The organism is Salinibacterium sp. NK8237, assembly GCF_015864955.1.
Taxonomy (GTDB): Bacteria; Actinomycetota; Actinomycetes; order Actinomycetales; family Microbacteriaceae; genus Rhodoglobus.
In genome coordinates this window covers 23,823-39,068 of the sequence record NZ_JADYWE010000001.1, presented here as the reverse complement: position 1 = coordinate 39,068, position 15,246 = coordinate 23,823, and the positions used below count along the sequence as shown (strand labels likewise).

The 15,246-nt window shown below is 64.5% G+C and carries 12 protein-coding genes; 9 read left to right on the top strand and 3 right to left on the bottom strand.

Annotated features, from left to right (window positions below; translation table 11 throughout):
- Positions 1–38 precede the first annotated feature (38 nt).
- The 3 genes from I6E56_RS00185 to I6E56_RS00175 are packed head-to-tail and all read left to right on the top strand — an operon-like array spanning position 39 to position 4,857.
- Positions 39–1,061, top strand: a complete 1,023-nt coding sequence (locus tag I6E56_RS00185) for a 3-oxoacyl-ACP synthase III (protein ID WP_197135349.1) — start codon at positions 39–41, stop codon at positions 1,059–1,061.
- Positions 1,055–3,895 (top strand): alpha/beta fold hydrolase, encoded by a 2,841-nt coding sequence (locus tag I6E56_RS00180; RefSeq protein ID WP_197135348.1) that lies wholly within the window; start codon positions 1,055–1,057, stop codon positions 3,893–3,895. Before I6E56_RS00185 ends, I6E56_RS00180 begins: the two co-directional genes overlap by 7 nt.
- Positions 3,892–4,857 carry an NAD-dependent epimerase/dehydratase family protein gene (locus I6E56_RS00175; RefSeq protein WP_197135347.1) on the top strand — a complete coding sequence of 322 codons (966 nt, stop codon included), beginning with the start codon at positions 3,892–3,894 and terminating at the stop codon, positions 4,855–4,857. Before I6E56_RS00180 ends, I6E56_RS00175 begins: the two co-directional genes overlap by 4 nt.
- 588 nt (positions 4,858–5,445) lie before the next feature.
- On the opposite strand, the gene I6E56_RS15145 is transcribed toward I6E56_RS00175, so the two are convergent.
- Positions 5,446–6,045 carry a BTAD domain-containing putative transcriptional regulator gene (locus I6E56_RS15145; RefSeq protein ID WP_197135346.1) on the bottom strand — a complete coding sequence of 200 codons (600 nt, stop codon included), beginning with the start codon at positions 6,043–6,045 and terminating at the stop codon, positions 5,446–5,448.
- Positions 6,046–6,371: 326 nt separating this feature from the next.
- On the opposite strand from I6E56_RS15145, the gene I6E56_RS00165 reads away from it, so the two are divergent.
- The 6 genes from I6E56_RS00165 to I6E56_RS00140 all read left to right on the top strand — a co-directional run bounded on the left by I6E56_RS00165 (position 6,372) and on the right by I6E56_RS00140 (position 14,061).
- A complete protein-coding gene (locus tag I6E56_RS00165) occupies positions 6,372–6,566 on the top strand; it encodes a hypothetical protein (protein ID WP_197135345.1) in 195 nt (64 codons plus the stop codon).
- 82 nt (positions 6,567–6,648) lie between these two features.
- On the top strand, positions 6,649–8,865 hold the full coding sequence (locus I6E56_RS00160) for a hypothetical protein (protein ID WP_197135344.1): 2,217 nt from the start codon (positions 6,649–6,651) through the stop codon (positions 8,863–8,865).
- A complete protein-coding gene (locus I6E56_RS00155) occupies positions 8,858–10,150 on the top strand; it encodes a hypothetical protein (RefSeq protein ID WP_197135343.1) in 1,293 nt (430 codons plus the stop codon). The genes I6E56_RS00160 and I6E56_RS00155 overlap by 8 nt, the downstream gene beginning before the upstream one ends.
- 15 nt (positions 10,151–10,165) lie before the next feature.
- On the top strand, positions 10,166–10,720 hold the full coding sequence (locus tag I6E56_RS00150) for a hypothetical protein (RefSeq protein WP_197135342.1): 555 nt from the start codon (positions 10,166–10,168) through the stop codon (positions 10,718–10,720).
- A gap of 10 nt (positions 10,721–10,730) precedes the next feature.
- Positions 10,731–11,975 carry a hypothetical protein gene (locus tag I6E56_RS00145; protein WP_197135341.1) on the top strand — a complete coding sequence of 415 codons (1,245 nt, stop codon included), beginning with the start codon at positions 10,731–10,733 and terminating at the stop codon, positions 11,973–11,975.
- A 1-nt stretch (position 11,976) separates the two neighbouring features.
- The gene (locus I6E56_RS00140) at positions 11,977–14,061 is read left to right on the top strand and encodes a peptidoglycan-binding protein (RefSeq protein ID WP_197135340.1); all 2,085 of its coding nucleotides are present in this window, start codon (positions 11,977–11,979) and stop codon (positions 14,059–14,061) included.
- Positions 14,062–14,384: 323 nt separating this feature from the next.
- On the opposite strand, the gene I6E56_RS00135 is transcribed toward I6E56_RS00140, so the two are convergent.
- Together I6E56_RS00135 and I6E56_RS00130 are read right to left on the bottom strand one after the other, a co-directional pair.
- Positions 14,385–14,597, bottom strand: coding sequence for a hypothetical protein (locus I6E56_RS00135; RefSeq protein ID WP_197105419.1), 213 nt, complete (start codon positions 14,595–14,597; stop codon positions 14,385–14,387).
- 5 nt (positions 14,598–14,602) lie between these two features.
- Positions 14,603–15,211, bottom strand: coding sequence for a hypothetical protein (locus I6E56_RS00130; RefSeq protein WP_197135339.1), 609 nt, complete (start codon positions 15,209–15,211; stop codon positions 14,603–14,605).
- Positions 15,212–15,246: the final 35 nt, after the last annotated feature.

Genomic DNA, 15,246 nt, shown 5'->3' with positions numbered 1-15,246 from the left:
GCTTACTGAGCCCGCGGGGCTCGCTCGACGGAGGTTCCGTGGCCGGAAATGCCAACACGCGCTTCAACAATGTTTCCCTGTTGTCGGTCGCGAGCACACTACCCAGCCGGGTAACCACATCAGAAGACCTTGAGACGCGTCTCGCCCCGGCGTTTTCGCGCCTCGCGCTGCCCAGCAGACTTCTTCAACGGGTGGCCGGCGTGCTCGAGCGTCGCAACTGGGCTGCCGGTGAAACATCCGACGATGCCACCGTCTCGGCGGGTCAACGCGCGCTAGCCGAAGCTGGTGTGGATGCCTCTGAAGTCGGCCTCCTCATTAATACGTCGGTCAGCCGCAAGCACCTTGAGCCCTCGGTAGCGGTGCGCCTGCACCACGGCCTCGGCCTGCCCAGCTCGGCCATCAACTTCGACGTCGCGAACGCATGTCTCGGTTTTGTCAGCGGGATGAACCTTGCCGCGAACATGATCGAGTCGGGCCAGATTCGCTACGCGATCATCGTCAATGGCGAAGACGCCGACGACATCCAAACCAACACCATCGACCGCCTGCTGAAGCAGGATTCCGATCGTGACGGCTTCATGAGTGAATTTGCCTCGCTCACGCTCGGTTCCGGAGCTGCTGCTGCCGTACTCGGACGCACCGACGAACACCCGGCCGGGCATCCGATTCTCGGTGGAGTCACCCGCGCGGCAACCCAGTTCCACGAACTCTGTGTCGGCAGCGTCGACGGTATGTTCACCGACGCGAAAGCACTGCTCAAAGGTGGCCTCGACCTCGTCGTTTCGGCGTGGAAAGAAGCATCCACCGAATGGGACTGGTCCGCAATGGATCTCTACGTCACGCACCAGGTGTCGTCGGTACACACCAACGCGATCGTCAAGGCAGCAAAACTCGACCGCGATCGCGTGCCCACCACCTTCCCGCAATACGGCAACGTTGGCCCCGCGTCGATTCCCATCACGCTTGATGAAGCCCAAGGGTCGCTCAAGAAGGGCGACCGCGTTCTCCTGGTGGGCGTGGGTTCCGGCCTCAACACCGCAATGATGGAGCTCGCATGGTGACTGAAGCCGCTTCCCGCCCGCCGCACGACCTGCCCGGGCTCGACCCGCGCTTCAGCCGAGTTACCGCTGTACCCGGAAGTGGTCTGGATGCGGGACTCACCCGCGACTGGCACTACCTCGACACCGGCGACGAGTTGGCTCGCCTCGGCGTGCCCGTTGCCGGCACTGTCTTGGCCGTCCACGGCAACCCGACCTGGTCGTACTACTGGCGCGAACTGCTGACGCAATCGGTGCAGGCTGCTGAAGCTGGGGCTGCGGATGGGGCTGGCGACGGGTCTAGGGTTGCGGCGCCCGCGTGGCGGATCATCGCCGTCGACCAGCTCGACATGGGCTTCTCTGAGCGCACCGGCATCCATCGTCCACTCGCGCAGCGGGTCGCCGATCTGACCGCCTTCACCGACGCACTTTCGCTTACCGGCCCCGTTATTTCGCTTGGGCACGACTGGGGCGGTGTCGTTTCGCTCGGGTGGGCAGTCGATCACCCGGCCCAGCTCTCGGGCGTCATGCTGTTGAACACCGCCGTGCACCACGAGGCAGGCAAGCCAATCCCCGCGCCGCTGCGGCTGGCGCGCGCCCGTGGAATGCTGGCGGCATCCACCGTGCGCACCACCGCGTTCTTGGAGACCACGCTCGCACTCACGACCGATTCGCTCGACCCGGCGGTGAAGGATGCGTACCGCGCGCCGTACCGCACGGCAGCACGTCGTGGCGGAATCGGCGGCTTCGTTGCCGACATCCCCGTCGACGCCAACCACGAAAGCTATAGCGAACTCGACCGGATCGCCACCGCTGTGGCCACGCTCGACCTGCCGGCGCTCATGCTGTGGGGTCCGCGCGATCCGATCTTCAGCGACTACTACCTCGACGACCTCATCGAACGCCTCCCGCACGCGAACGTCCACCGCTTTGAGGGTGCCGGCCACCTCGTTGCCGAAGACGTTCCGTACGCCGACTCGGTGCTGACCTGGCTCGGCGACAATGCTGCGAGTCTCGCGAACCCGGGCTCGGCCTCGCCGACGCCCCGGGAAGCGTTCGCTGCAGCATCCGCCTCCGCCGACGCCGACGCCGACGATTCGAGCTTCGTGCCGCTCTGGCGCAACCTTGATGAACGCGCCGACGACACCACCACGGCCGTGATCGACATGTCGACGCGCGGGCAACGTGGTCCTCAGCAGGTCAGCTGGCGACAGCTCTCCGACCGCGTGAGTCATATCGCCGCCGGCCTCACCGCGATCGGTGTGAAGAAGGGTCAGCGGGTCTCGTTGCTCGTCCCGCCCGGGCCGACACTCACCGCAGTGGTCTACGCCTGCCTGCGCATCGGCGCCATCATCGTCGTCGCGGATGCCGGCCTCGGCGTCAAGGGACTCACCCGTGCCGTGCGCGGATCGTGGCCCGACTTCATCATCGGCGAAGCCCCCGGCCTCACCGCCGCCCGCACGCTCGGTTGGCCCGGAGTGCGCATCTCCACCGCGCGACTGCCCAAGGTTTCCGCCGCAACGCTCGGAGTCTCGTACAGCCTGCGCGACCTCATCACGCTCGGCGCCAACACAGCCCTCCCCGCCGAACCGCGGGCTGAGGATGACGCAGCGATCCTCTTCACCTCAGGCTCCACCGGCCCGGCCAAGGGTGTGGTCTACCGTCACGGCCAGCTTTCTGCTCTGCGGGACGTGCTTGCGCGCCACTTCGAAGTCACCGCCGACACCGGGCTCGTAACCGGATTCGCTCCGTTTGCCCTGCTGGGTCCGGCACTCGGCACGCGATCCGTGACCCCTGCGATGGATGTCTCGTCTCCCCGCACTCTCACCGCCCGCGCTGTCGCGGCCGCAGTGGAAGCATCCGGGGGCAGCATGGTGTTCCTCTCCCCCGCCTCGATCCTCAATGTCGTGGCAACCGCGGGAGATCTCACCGATCACGACCGCAGCGAACTCGAGCGCGTGCACACCTTCCTCTCAACTGGGGCACCGATCGGCGCAGAACTGCTCGCCTCGGCAGCCACCATCATGCCGAACGCAACACCGCACTCCCCGTACGGCATGACCGAATGTCTCTTGGTGACGGACATCACGCTCGACGGCATCCGTGCCGCCGCCGGTGGTGCGCATACTGGCGTGTGCGTGGGAACACCGATCGGCGAGAACCTCATTCGCATCAGCGCGCTCGACTCCGACGGCGCCGCGACCGGAACACCGAGCACTGAGCCCGGGGTTCTTGGCGAGATCATCGTCTCAGCGCCGCACCTCAAGGATCACTACGATCGCCTGTGGCTCACCGATCGCGCCGCTGCTCGTGAGACTTCGGTCGAGACGGATGCCGCTTCCGCCGTCTCCGCGGATGGGTCCACTGTTACGTCTACTGACGCTGCGACTCCGGATACTGACGAGGCACGTGACTCAACGAACGTTCCGGCTAGCCCGCCCGCACGCTGGCATCGCACAGGCGACGTCGGTCACCTCGACGAGACCGGCCGCCTCTGGGTCGAAGGCCGACTCCCCCACGTGATTGTGAGCGCGACGGGGCCGGTTGCTCCGGTTGGCGCGGAACAAGACGTTGAAGTTGTCTCGGCCGTTCGCCGTGCCGCCGTGGTTGGAGTTGGTCCACACGGATTGCGCCAGGCCGTCGCGGTCGTCGAAACCATTCCCGCGGCCAAGCGCCCCGGCCTTGCCAGCCCCGAGCTGACAGCAGCAGTGCGCGCGAGCACCGCGCTTCCTCTGGTCGCCGTGCTCGTCGTTCCTCAGCTTCCGACGGACATCCGTCACAACTCCAAGATCGACCGCTCGCGGCTTTCTGGGTGGGCAGAGCGTCTTCTCGCTGGCGGAAAGCCGACCGCACCGTGATCGTGCTCGTCACCGGTGCATCCGGATTTCTCGGTCGCGCGGTTGCCGCAGAAGCAGTCGCCGCGGGGCACGACGTGCGCACGCTGCAACGACGGCCTTCTGGTGTCGACGGTGTCACCGACTTCCTCGGTTCGATTACTGACCCGGAGAACGTCGCGACTGCGATGGAAGGCGTCGAAGGCGTCATCCACCTCGCCGCGAAAGTATCGCTCGCCGGCGACCCGCACGCCTTTCACGCGGTCAACGTCGAGGGAACCCAGCTCGTGCTCGCCGCGGCCGAAGCAGCGGGTGTTCCTCGCTTCGTGCAGGTGTCATCGCCCTCGGTCGCGCACTCGGGCTCCGCGTTAGCCGGCGTTGGTGCCGAGCCTGCGTCACCCGAACACGCGCGCAGCGAATACGCGCGAACAAAGGCGCAAGCCGAACTGCTCGCTCTCGCCAGCGATTCCGACCGGATGCGCGTGGTTGCCATCCGGCCGCACCTCGTTTGGGGTCCTGGCGACACGCAGCTCGTCGGCCGCATCGTCGACCGAGCTCGCCGTGGACGCCTGCCGCTACTCAATGGCGGCACCGCCCTCATCGACACGACCTACGTCGACAACGCCGCATCCGGAATCGTCGCCGCCCTGCACCGCGCCGACGTCGCCCACGGCAAGGCCTACGTTCTGACTAATGGTGAACCTCGCCCGGTTGCTGACATCTTGGCGGGCATCTGCCTCGCTTCGGGGGTTCAGCCTCCGCGCTGGAGTATCCCGGCCGCCGTTGGACGCACCGCAGGCTCTCTCGTTGAACGGGTGTGGGCAGTGCGCCCCGGAGCGGACGAGCCTCCCATGACGCGCTTCCTAGCCGAGCAGCTGTCGACGGCACACTGGTTCGATCAGCGCGACATCCGCGAGGCGCTCGACTGGTCGCCCGCCGTGAGTATTGACGAAGGCCTACGCCGACTCGCCCGTCACGAGCGTTAGCGGGTACGCTCGGGGCACGAGCCACTCGGCTCACAGGAGGACAACGTCATGGCCGATAAATCACCCAAGAAATCATCCGGCAAGACTGTAGCCAGCAAGTCTCTCAAAGAGAAGCGCGCTGACAAGAAAGACAAGGCCGCCGGCAAGCGCAAGGACTAAAACTTAGTCAGCGGCGCGGGTGCTTCTTCGAACGGAAGCGCCCGACCCGCTGATGGGCGGTTGTGCATCGATACCGCAGCCCACGCGTCGCGCTCCATGTCCGCACTCAGCGGCGAATGAATCTGAACTACCAGTTGAAAACGTAGGTTGAACGGCGCGCAGAACTGGCGGTAGAGGTCGGTGGGGTGACATCCGCGAACTGAAGAGACGGATGCTCCGTGAACCGGCTCGGAAACTCGGCTGGGATTGGTCCTGGCCTGGGAGAAGTCTTCAAAGAGAGACTGGTCTTCACACGTTCTGGGTAGCCGCCCCTGAAGCACGTCGACCAAACCAAGTCAGTGCATCGAGCACGTTTCCTATTCGCAGGCACGCGGCTCGAAGCTTTCCGAGGATCGTTGCGGAGAAAAGGAGCGTCGGTCGGCGTGCGTCCTACCGTCGCGCTGATGCCCTAGCAAGGCCTAGGTTTGCCACCAGCCCCGTAAGTTGCGCGGAAGGGGCGACCCCGAGTTCGGTATCCAGAATCGCTGTGTAGTGCTTGACGTGGGCCAGCGCGTCGGAGATGTTGCCCTCGGCGAGGAATGCGGCGACGAGCGCCCTGCGTGGGCTCTCGCGCATCGGCTCCACCGCGATCGCGGCAAGTGCAGACTCGATCGCCTGCGCAAACTGACCCTTGCGACGGTACGACGCGGACATCTGCTCAAGAGCGTGCAGCGCCGTCATCCGAAAATGTTCACGCTCGATGTACACCCAGTCGTCGTCCCAGTCGGGCAGGAGCTCGTGCGCAAACCAGCCCAGCGGCACCACCACGCCTTCGTCGGGGTCGTGACCAGACGCGAGTGTGTCGGCAACACGAAGGACGAGGTCGACGTCGGCCTCCACCTCAGCCCCGATCCATAGCATCTCGGCCTCGCCCTGGATGAGTTCGGGGAGCACCTTGCGCAGTCGCCACAGCGTAGATCTCAAGCAGGCGAATGCGTGATCCTGAGACGAATTGGGCCAGAGCACACCCGCGGCGCGCGATCGTGGCACCGGCTGATGCTGCAGTCCAAGGTAGGCGACGAGCCGCGTCGCACTGGCCGGAATCGGGCGTGGCCTCCCGTCCTGGGTTACAGCGAACCCATTTAACAACGTGAGGTGCGTCCCACTTAGCGCGCCCATGTCCCACTCTCCACGGTCATCGTCGGCCCCTCCACGGGTCATCAATCGCGTGCCCACCGCTCGCGGCTGGATCTCCACTTTATGACTGTTTGTCCTAGTTTGCGTCGATTGCGTCACCGCACTGTCACCGAGCGCTGTCGAGCGCGGAGATGCAACGGTGATGACGCGGTGATGGTCCCGCGATCACCATCGACGCTATGGATGAGGCACAACCACACGACGCCATGCTCTTCATTGCGGTGTGGCTCGAGGGAGGCCCGGAGCGGGCACTGCGGGTGAAAATCACTACCGTGGGCGATTACGCCGACGAAGTCTTCTACGCCACCACTGTTCCGGAGGCAGCCACCCAAGTGGAGCGGTGGCTGCGTCGTCAAGAAATGTCGCAACGGTGACGCTGCCATCACGCAGCGGTAACACTTCAGGGTTCATCGTGGGTCTCGCAGCAGTCCACTTCAGCGGTCGTTGGGAGCAATGATGGAAACGGTTCACGGCACGTACGGCATGACGAGCGAGTCCTACCCACCCGCATTTACACCGCTAGTTGAGCCGAATCAGCTCCTCGAGGCAGGCACCGAGCCCCTGCAGCCGGAATCCCCTATGACCTCACCGTTCGCGGAGAGTTTCGCGACGCTCACCGAGGAGGAGTGGGAGGGTCAGGCACTCGAAGATCTCGCGAGCGAGATGGAGGATGAACAGTTCTCGGCTGCCGTCGACAGTCTGGTGAATGAAGCTGCACGGCGCCATCTCAACGCGATGTCTGGTTGGCGCGAGGCCGAGGGCGGCTCTGCACTTGCGCAGAGCGACGTGGAGCAGTGGATGGAGTCCATCGTCTCCGAGGCGGAATACATGATCGATGAGCTGGAGCGCGAACACGACGGACAGTCACTCGAATGGTTTTCAGAACTTGAACTCGAAAACGAGTTGTTCGGTGCCGCCGAATACGAGGACAACGCTGGCAATCCGCTCGACTCTCAAGAACTCTTTTTCAAGGCCCTGCGGCGCAAGTTCAAGAAGGTGGTGAGTTTCGCCAAGAAGGCCATCAAGAAGGGCGTGAAGTTCATCGGCAATTTGAACCCGCTCAAGCGCATCTTCGCCGCCATCAAAAAGGCGGTGCGCCCGCTACTCAAGCGTGTCTTGCGCCGCGTGCTCGGCAAACTGCCACCACCATTGCGTGCCGTCGCGGTCCGTGTGGCCAAGAGGTTGGGGATCAAGACTGAGGTCAGCGAGCTCACCGAGGCCGAGGCGTTCGACCTCGACGTCGCGGGCGAACTCTTCGCCCCAGCGTTCAACACCGAGGGCGACTTTGAACACGAATCCGAATATGAGGGTGCACCCGGTGGCGACGCCTATGAGGCTGACGTCGCAACGCTCGACCGAGCCCGCGACCGCCTCGCGCATCAGCTCGCAGAAATGGAGAGCGGTCAGACGCCGCTGGCAGAGATGGAGCAGTTCTTGCCCGCCGTTATGCCGCTCCTCAAGATCGGCGTCAAGATCGTGGGCCGTAAGCGGGTGGTCGGCGTGGTCGCCAAGGCTCTCTCCGTCGTCATGGCTCCGCTGGTCGGGTCGCAGGCCGCAAAACTCCTGTCGCGCTACATCGCGGATTCGGGGTTGAAACTCATCGGCTTCGAGGCCGAGTCTGCCGCCAACGACCCCACGCTCGGAACATCCGCCCTCGTCGCGGCAGCAGAGGCGGCCGTGGCCCATGTCGCGACCCTCGACGAGTCTGTCCTTGACGACGACCGGCTGCTAGAGGGTGAGGTACAGGCCGCTTTCGCGGAGGCGGCCGCGCAACACATACCCGCTGCGCTCCTGCGCCCTGAGTTCGTGGACCCGTCGGCTGAGGGCGGAGTGTGGGTGTCGATGCCACGGGCAACCGCGCCAGTGTTTCGCTACAAGAAGTTCAGTCGGGTGATCCCGCTTCGGGTGCATAAGTCGCTCGCGCAGTCGGTGCGATTCACCAACGGAGAGACTCTGGAGTCGCGGATGCTCGAGGCAGGGGTCGAGGAGTGGCCCGCTGAGGGCGAACTGGAACTGTATGAGTTCCTGCCAGGTGGTGAGGTGGGCCACCTCACGGAGTACGAGTCAGACGGTGAAGCCTCGACCGTCGACGAGTTCGACGATTTTTCCGAGGAAGTCGCCGGGATGCTGGCTCGCAACCGGCGCCTCGGCAGCAACGCCCGCGGGCGCGGGTCGCCGCGCAGGGTTTTCCGGATCAAAGTTGCGGGCAAGCGGCTGCGCAAGCGTTCCCCGTTCTCGGTTCGACTCGACCTCACGTCGCCACGACCTGAGATCCGCCTCCTGCTGCGCGTGGGCGAAGGAAACGCCCATCGCATGGCGCGCATGCTCGACGCACGTCAACTTACCGAGGTGGTGAAGGTCGCGAGGTCGGTGTTCGGCGAGACTCTGACCGACGCGCTCGCGGCGCGGCTCGTCCACATGACCAAACGCCGCCAGATCATGATGCCGGAAGGATCCACCAAGAAATTGGCGGGAATTCTAGTTTCTGGGGCGATGACGGCGTTCTCGAAACAGCTCCCGGGGATGGCCTCGACGCTCAGTGCCGCCGCCAAGGACGCGGCCTCCGGAGTGACGCTCATGGTGACGTTCCGCTTCGCCGACAAGGCGGCGCTGATCGCCGCGTCGCCCGCGGAGCCCACGTTATCGATCAAAGCGGGGTACCACCGTGCCTAGTGCAGCAACAAAGCGCCAGCTCGCCGCAGAAATCGCCCACTGGTCGCTCGCCATCGACGCTCTCTATGATCTGGACACAGCGGCTTCTCCCGAGGGCTGGCGATCGCTCGAAAGTTATCTGAGCCGCAAGTTGAGAGACCGCATGCACGCCATGGTCGCGGAACTGCGTTCAGAGGGAGCCGACCTCATGCGCTGGCACGATGCCGGCGGCGAACCACACGAGGTGAGGCGCCGCCTACTCCGGCTGCGATCGCGTTACCTGCGCGCGGAGACGATCCTCGACTTCTATAGCACCGCGATCAACTCGCGATCCAATCCCACAATGGGATCGTTGCTGCGCGGCTACGACACGCTCGCGACCGACTCCATGGCTGCGGCTCTGCTCCCGCTCGGGCACGAGCCCATCCCGGCACTCGTCTACGCCGCGATCGGCAAGGGAGCGAGCGTGCTGCGGGCCGATGTCCAATTGTGGGACCACGCGCACCCCTCACCGGCCGCGGCCATCAAACTCACCCGGCACAATTTGTCGCACCCTACGGCCCTGTTCCACGAGACAGGACACCAGGTATCTCACCAAATCGGGTGGAAGGCCGAGCTGGCCGAGGCGCTCGAGCGCGAGCTGTCCCCAGCGTCCCGCAACGTCGCGCTGATGTGGGCGTCGTGGTCGAGCGAGATCGCGGCTGACGTCCACGCGTGGGCGCAGAGCGGCTGGTCGTCAGTCGCGGCACTCGCCAACGTGGTGGACGGCAGCACTCGCGAGGTCTTCCACATCCGACCGGGCGACCCCCATCCGTTCCCCGCGGCGCGCGTGGCATTCAACGTCGCTATGTGCCGCAGTTGGTTTGGCGCCGGTCCTTGGGACGACCTAGGTCAGGCGTGGCAGGAGCGACACGACGTCGAGAGCGCGGGACAGGCCGGCGAATTCATGACAATCAGCTCAGGGATGATGGAGCGCATCGTGGAGGTCTGCACCCGTAGGCCGATGAAGGCGTTTCAGGGCGCGACCGTCACCCACTTGATCGACCCGATGCGCGTCAGCCCTAGCGCGCTCGCCGCGCTCGCAACTCAAGCGGGACCGTCGCTCCTCACATCCACGTATCTGCGCCGGCGCGAACCGTTGCGCATCCTTGGTTTGCTCTCTGCGCGGTCCCTTGAAGAGCCGCACAAGGCCGCCGAACATCGCGCGGTTCTCCGCAGTTGGGTTACCCAGGTGGGTGCCGATGCTATCGACGCCACTGGAGCGCGCACCAGCGTCACTTCGCCACCTTCAACACTTGTTGCCTAGGAAAGGAAAACCCTCATGACCACTAACGAGTCCACCGCACCCGCATCGACCGGGTGGGACGAGCGTCAATTCGAGGAGATGTTCGACAGGGCCATTGCACGCTTCGCCGGCGGGCCGTTGTCCGCGCCTCGCGACTCCGGGCCAACGCGCGAGGAGGTAGTTCAGTCGGACACGGCATTTCGGTACGGGATGATCACTGGTCTGCTGGGGAGAACCGGGCGAGGCGGCAAGTCCACGTTCAGCGGCTTTGTGCCGTCGACGCTGCACGGCAGAACGCTCGTCATCGAAGTGCCTCCGCGTGCACGCCGCGGTGAGACGGTGGAGCTTACGCTGCGCACAAAATCTGGCGAGATCGACTACTACGATGCGGGCGAATTGTCCGACGCAGGCACCGTTGAGGTGCCAAGTCAATCATCCGTCTCCGCAGTGGTACTCGCCGTGGTGTACGACTCCGCTGGTCGCATGATCGCTGCGTCTGCGCACCCGACGAAGAGTTCGGCACATCTGCCCGAACCCGCTGTCAGTGCCCGCTCGAACTCCCCCAAATCGCCGAAATCACCCAAGAACTAGGAGAGAAGCAATGTTCCTCAATCTAGCGAACACGTTTGTAGCGCAGGGCAAGCCCGCCACATCCGTTTTTCTCGTGCACCCGGTCCAGCTCAGTCGATGGCTCGACGAGGCCTGGGCCGCGGGCGCCCTCGTGCCGCCCCTTCCTGGCGTCACTCCCCCGAACGCCGCTCCCCTGCTCGGCGCGAGCCAGATCATTGAGGACCTCAATCTGCCAACGCAGGCTGCAGGGGGGCTGATCGACCCATCCGGAATCAGCGTCACTAATCCCGACAACTGGTCGCGCGTGCGCGGGCCGCTTGAGGCTTCCCCTGGATCGGGCGGGCTGATCTGGCACCAGCTGATTTACGCGTACCTTGTCGAGAGCACCGGCGTCATGGAGATCTTCTCGGAGGTGGTGCGCAGAATGGTGCTCGGCGAGACCCTCGGCTCGCTGTCGCCCGAGAGTGTGAAGTGGTTGCGCAGCACGGAGGAACTGTTCTTCAGGGATCCGCCACTGTTTTCCATCGGCGGCGTGATCAGCGAGATGCGGCCCTACGCCCGCGTGAACCGCCGCAACGCCTACTGGCGGATGTTCGGGCTCGACCTCCCGCACCAGATCCCCAACATCTGGGGCGGCGCCACGACCCCCGACGCGTGGAAACAGGGAGTCGGGAGCGGAGTGAACCTCGACTTCCGCGAGAAGTGGACGGAGTTGTTGCGCCAAGTCTGGATGGGACTCGAGAACCGCAAGAACGCGGCAGGAGTCAACCCCACAGATCCCTCGTACGTCGCGCTGCTGTGCCGTGCGATCCGCGACATGCTGAATCAACGCAGGCAGGGCGGCGCGCTGGCGCGCGAGGAGTTCGCGTACGTGTCCGCGCTCAGCTGGTTCGACCTGACATTGCGCTCAGACTCGCCGATCGTGAAGGACCTCAAGGCCCAGGCGAGTACGCCAGACGGGCGTCTCACGGCCATCGCAGAGCGGGTAGGAATGAAGTCCGCCACCCGAAGCCGCGAATTACTGGAGATGGCGGAACTCTCGTCGAGCGTTCTCCGCGCCATTGAGTTGGGAATCTTCGACGATCCGGTTCAGGCCGAGGCCCTCTACTCACCCGCGTCGCAGTTGACCGAGGACATGAACGACCTCATCAACCTGTGGCAATCGGCGACGGGCGATCGGGTCAAAGAGCGTCCCACCGGCACTGCTGTGACTGCCAGCGCGCAGCCGCTGCGCGTGCCACGCCCGGAACTCGCGGCCACCCGCGCAGGTGCCTGACATGTCGACCGCAGATTACTTCGCCGCCCCGGCGTCGCCGTTTGGGGAGGTGTCGGACGTCGATGCAGACGGCGCCGCGCTGAGCGAGTGGGAGTCGTCCGCCGCCCGGGAGGACTTCGCCGACGACGAGGGGCCATCCATAGCTGAACCGGTGGGTGGGGATGCCACCGCGGAGGAAGACGGTTGGGAGACTTCCGAGGACGAGTGGGTGACAAGCGAGTTCTTCGACGAGGGTGCACGTGAAGCAGGCGACGGGTGGCAGCGGGAGCCAAGCGAGTCGCTGCAGGCCGAGGGCGACTTCGAGTCCGAACAGGAGTGCGAGGTCGACGAAGAGGATGAATGGGAAGCGAGCTTTGAGGATCAGGCATCTGCCCCTGCGCCAGCCCAGGTCGGCGCGCCCCACGCTCCGGTCCCCTCTACTGGCGCCCACTTCCCCGTGCGCTCTACCCACGCCCAGCCCACCGAGGTGAACTACAAGGCGAGCGACGGCACAGGCGTGGGAAGAAACGCGGGGCGCCGCTTCTCTGCAGGTCGACCCGCACGGGGTCCATTCACGCGGAGGCACTGCGCCGTCGATCTCAACGCCGAAATCGGCGACGAGGTTGTGGCGTGTGAAGACGGCCGTATCGTCGCGTTCTACGGGTTCTGCTGCGGACAAACCAAGACCACGTGGGCACTGCTCGTGGAACACCCACAAGTGGTCATCAACTACGGAGAGGTCTCGCCCGACTCCCTCACCCGTCACGGGCTCAAGGTCGGAGACACCGTGACAGCGGGGCAAACCATCGGCCTCATTGGGCGAAACCCTGGCGGCGGGCACATGCTCCACTTCGAGATGTATACCCGAGGAACCACGCGCAACAAGCGGTGGACGCACGGTCAGGCAGCACCTGTGGGATTGCTCGACCCCACGACCTACCTGCTCGCGACGCTCGGCACCACAGCCTCGGGGCCGTCGCCAGCACCCCGTTCGGCCCCCACTCCGCCCACGCCAGGACCAGTGCGCCCGACATTGAGGCGCGGCGCTCGCGGCAGTGCTGTGCGGCAGCTTCAGATCGCCCTCTCGGCGGCGGGATTCGCTACAGCCAGCGACGGCATCTTTGGCGCGGGAACGCAGGCGAGGGTCAAGGCGTTCCAGGCGGCGCGAGGGCTGAGTACCGACGGCGTCGTTGGTCCCATCACGTGGACGGCTCTCGGGTCACCGGCCGCAAGTGCTGCTGCGGGCGCAGGCGCCGCCGGGGCAGGGGCGGGATCCGCGTCGAGCACGACCTCCTCGGGAGCGGCTGGGTCTGCGTCGACGAGCGCTAACCTCGCGGGAATCACACTCGGTACCCTCGAGTGCACGACGCCACGGGGCACCTTCACGTACCCCTTCTCTGCGGATGACCTCATCTGGTCTGCCAAGTTGCTGGTGCACGAGGCCGGCGGCGCTGACAACGCCGACAACGCCGCCGTGCTGTGGGCGATGTTCAACCGCTTCGCGCTATTCACGCACACGGTTTATCCGACATTCACCCGCTTTATTAGGGCGTATTCCACGACGCTGCAGCCAGAGCTGCGCAACCGGCGCGCAGCCGAACGACACTACAACCGGCCGAGCAGTCACTTTGTGCGCACCGGTGGCGTCTACCCGGGGACCAACATCCCCAGAGGCCAGTTGCAGCGTCACCTCGACGTGCAGCGGCAGCCGTGGTCCGCCGTCAAGCTGTCCGCACGTCAACTCGCGCAGCGCACGCTTCAGGGCAATTTGCCTAACCCCGGCATCGGACTCGCGAGCGAGTTCGCTTCGACGCGGGTGTACTACAGGCAGAATCATGGCGGCGCGGAGCCGACGCTGCAGCAGTGGTTGGAGTACACCCACACGTTTGCACGGCGAAAAAACTGGCAGTTTGTGGGCGACATCTCGGGCCTCGACCCCCGCAAGAACGCCTTCTTCCTCGACAATCGTGCCCGGTCCTTGCCTACCGATGCCGTACGTGTAATCCCCGCAACTGGTGCCCGAGAGCACGAGTGGGAGTATGAGTTCGACGAGCTCGGCGAAGTCGATGAGGCCTTTGGTGTGAACGAGCACGTGGATGCGGGGTGAGGACCGCGGCCAGGGACGCCAGGTTAGCCAAACCCACAATCCGTGAGTTCGGGGTATTTCAGTAGCTTGCGACAACACATAAATCACCCAAGAGATCATCCGGCAAGACTGTAGCCAGCAAGTCTCTCAAGGAGAAGCGCGCTGACAAGAAAGACAAGGCCGCCGGCAAGCGCAAGGACTAAAACCCGCTCAACGGCGCGGCTGCTTCTGTTAGCAGAAGCACCCTCCCGCTGATGGGCGGTCGGGCACCGGTAACAGTGCCACGATCATCCCTTGGGCTGAAGGATGACAGCTCGCGAACCGTCCACGTCGCCAGTGGCTGCCTAGGCTTCGTATAGACACTCAGCGACCGTTTCGGCCGATGCAGGGGTTGCGAGGGCGAACCAGAGAGCGTTAGCTACTCGGGGACGAACATCGTCAATATCGACCTGGCTCAGAACCCAAGTAGCGGCGGCACGAGATACATCACGGAGCGAAACGTCGCCAAGCGTGGAGATCTCCGCCGTGAGGTCTGGAGCAACAGTGTTTAGTCGCACAAGCGTCAACTCAGTTTCTCTCGCGCGACGCCTGCTTCGCGACAGAGGTTGCGGTAAGTGAAGAGCAAGTACACGGCGTATGCCGCCGTGGCGACCGCACCGCCGATTCCGGAGATCGCATATACAAAGGCCCACGAAATCTCTGGGCGCGCAGCAACCAGAAACCCGATCACTGCGAACACGACCGCGATTGGCGCGAGAAGAAAATCGATGCGACGTCGGAAGATGAACGCTAACGGGAAGAAATGGGCTCCGATGATGAGCGCCACAGCGGGAAACACTAGACGCCACTCACCGAGCAACGCGAGCACGATCGCTACGATCCACAGCGTGCCATAAGAGATTCCCGAAAGGATTCCCATGCGCTTTCCGATAAGCGCACCTTCAGCGGTGGGCACATTGGGAAAGTTGGCGGCGTGCCGGATGTTGCGGACTGAGAGAAACACGACGACCGCGGCATAGGCGACCCCCACGACGAAAATGAGCGTCCCGGCAACGGGAGCAGCGAAGATCCACCAGATCAAATACACGAGCATGAAGAACACTTGCACGATCGGCTGATGCGCGGTGTTGCGCGCTGCTGAACCGAACCACTCGGGCGTGTTAGTTGACATGAGGGAATCGTAGCGGTGATGTGGAGAAGAACTCA

What these genes read in the sequence shown, in the direction of transcription:
- I6E56_RS00180 (WP_197135348.1), top strand. Translation starts at nt 1,055, where the DNA reads ATGGTGACTGAAGCCGCTTCCCGCCCGCCGCACGACCTGCCCGGGCTC.
- I6E56_RS00165 (WP_197135345.1), top strand. Translation starts at nt 6,372, where the DNA reads ATGGATGAGGCACAACCACACGACGCCATGCTCTTCATTGCGGTGTGG.
- I6E56_RS00160 (WP_197135344.1), top strand. Translation starts at nt 6,649, where the DNA reads ATGGAAACGGTTCACGGCACGTACGGCATGACGAGCGAGTCCTACCCA.
- I6E56_RS00150 (WP_197135342.1), top strand. Translation starts at nt 10,166, where the DNA reads ATGACCACTAACGAGTCCACCGCACCCGCATCGACCGGGTGGGACGAG.
- I6E56_RS00145 (WP_197135341.1), top strand. Translation starts at nt 10,731, where the DNA reads ATGTTCCTCAATCTAGCGAACACGTTTGTAGCGCAGGGCAAGCCCGCC.
- I6E56_RS00140 (WP_197135340.1), top strand. Translation starts at nt 11,977, where the DNA reads ATGTCGACCGCAGATTACTTCGCCGCCCCGGCGTCGCCGTTTGGGGAG.
- I6E56_RS00130 (WP_197135339.1), bottom strand. Translation starts at nt 15,211, where the DNA reads ATGTCAACTAACACGCCCGAGTGGTTCGGTTCAGCAGCGCGCAACACC.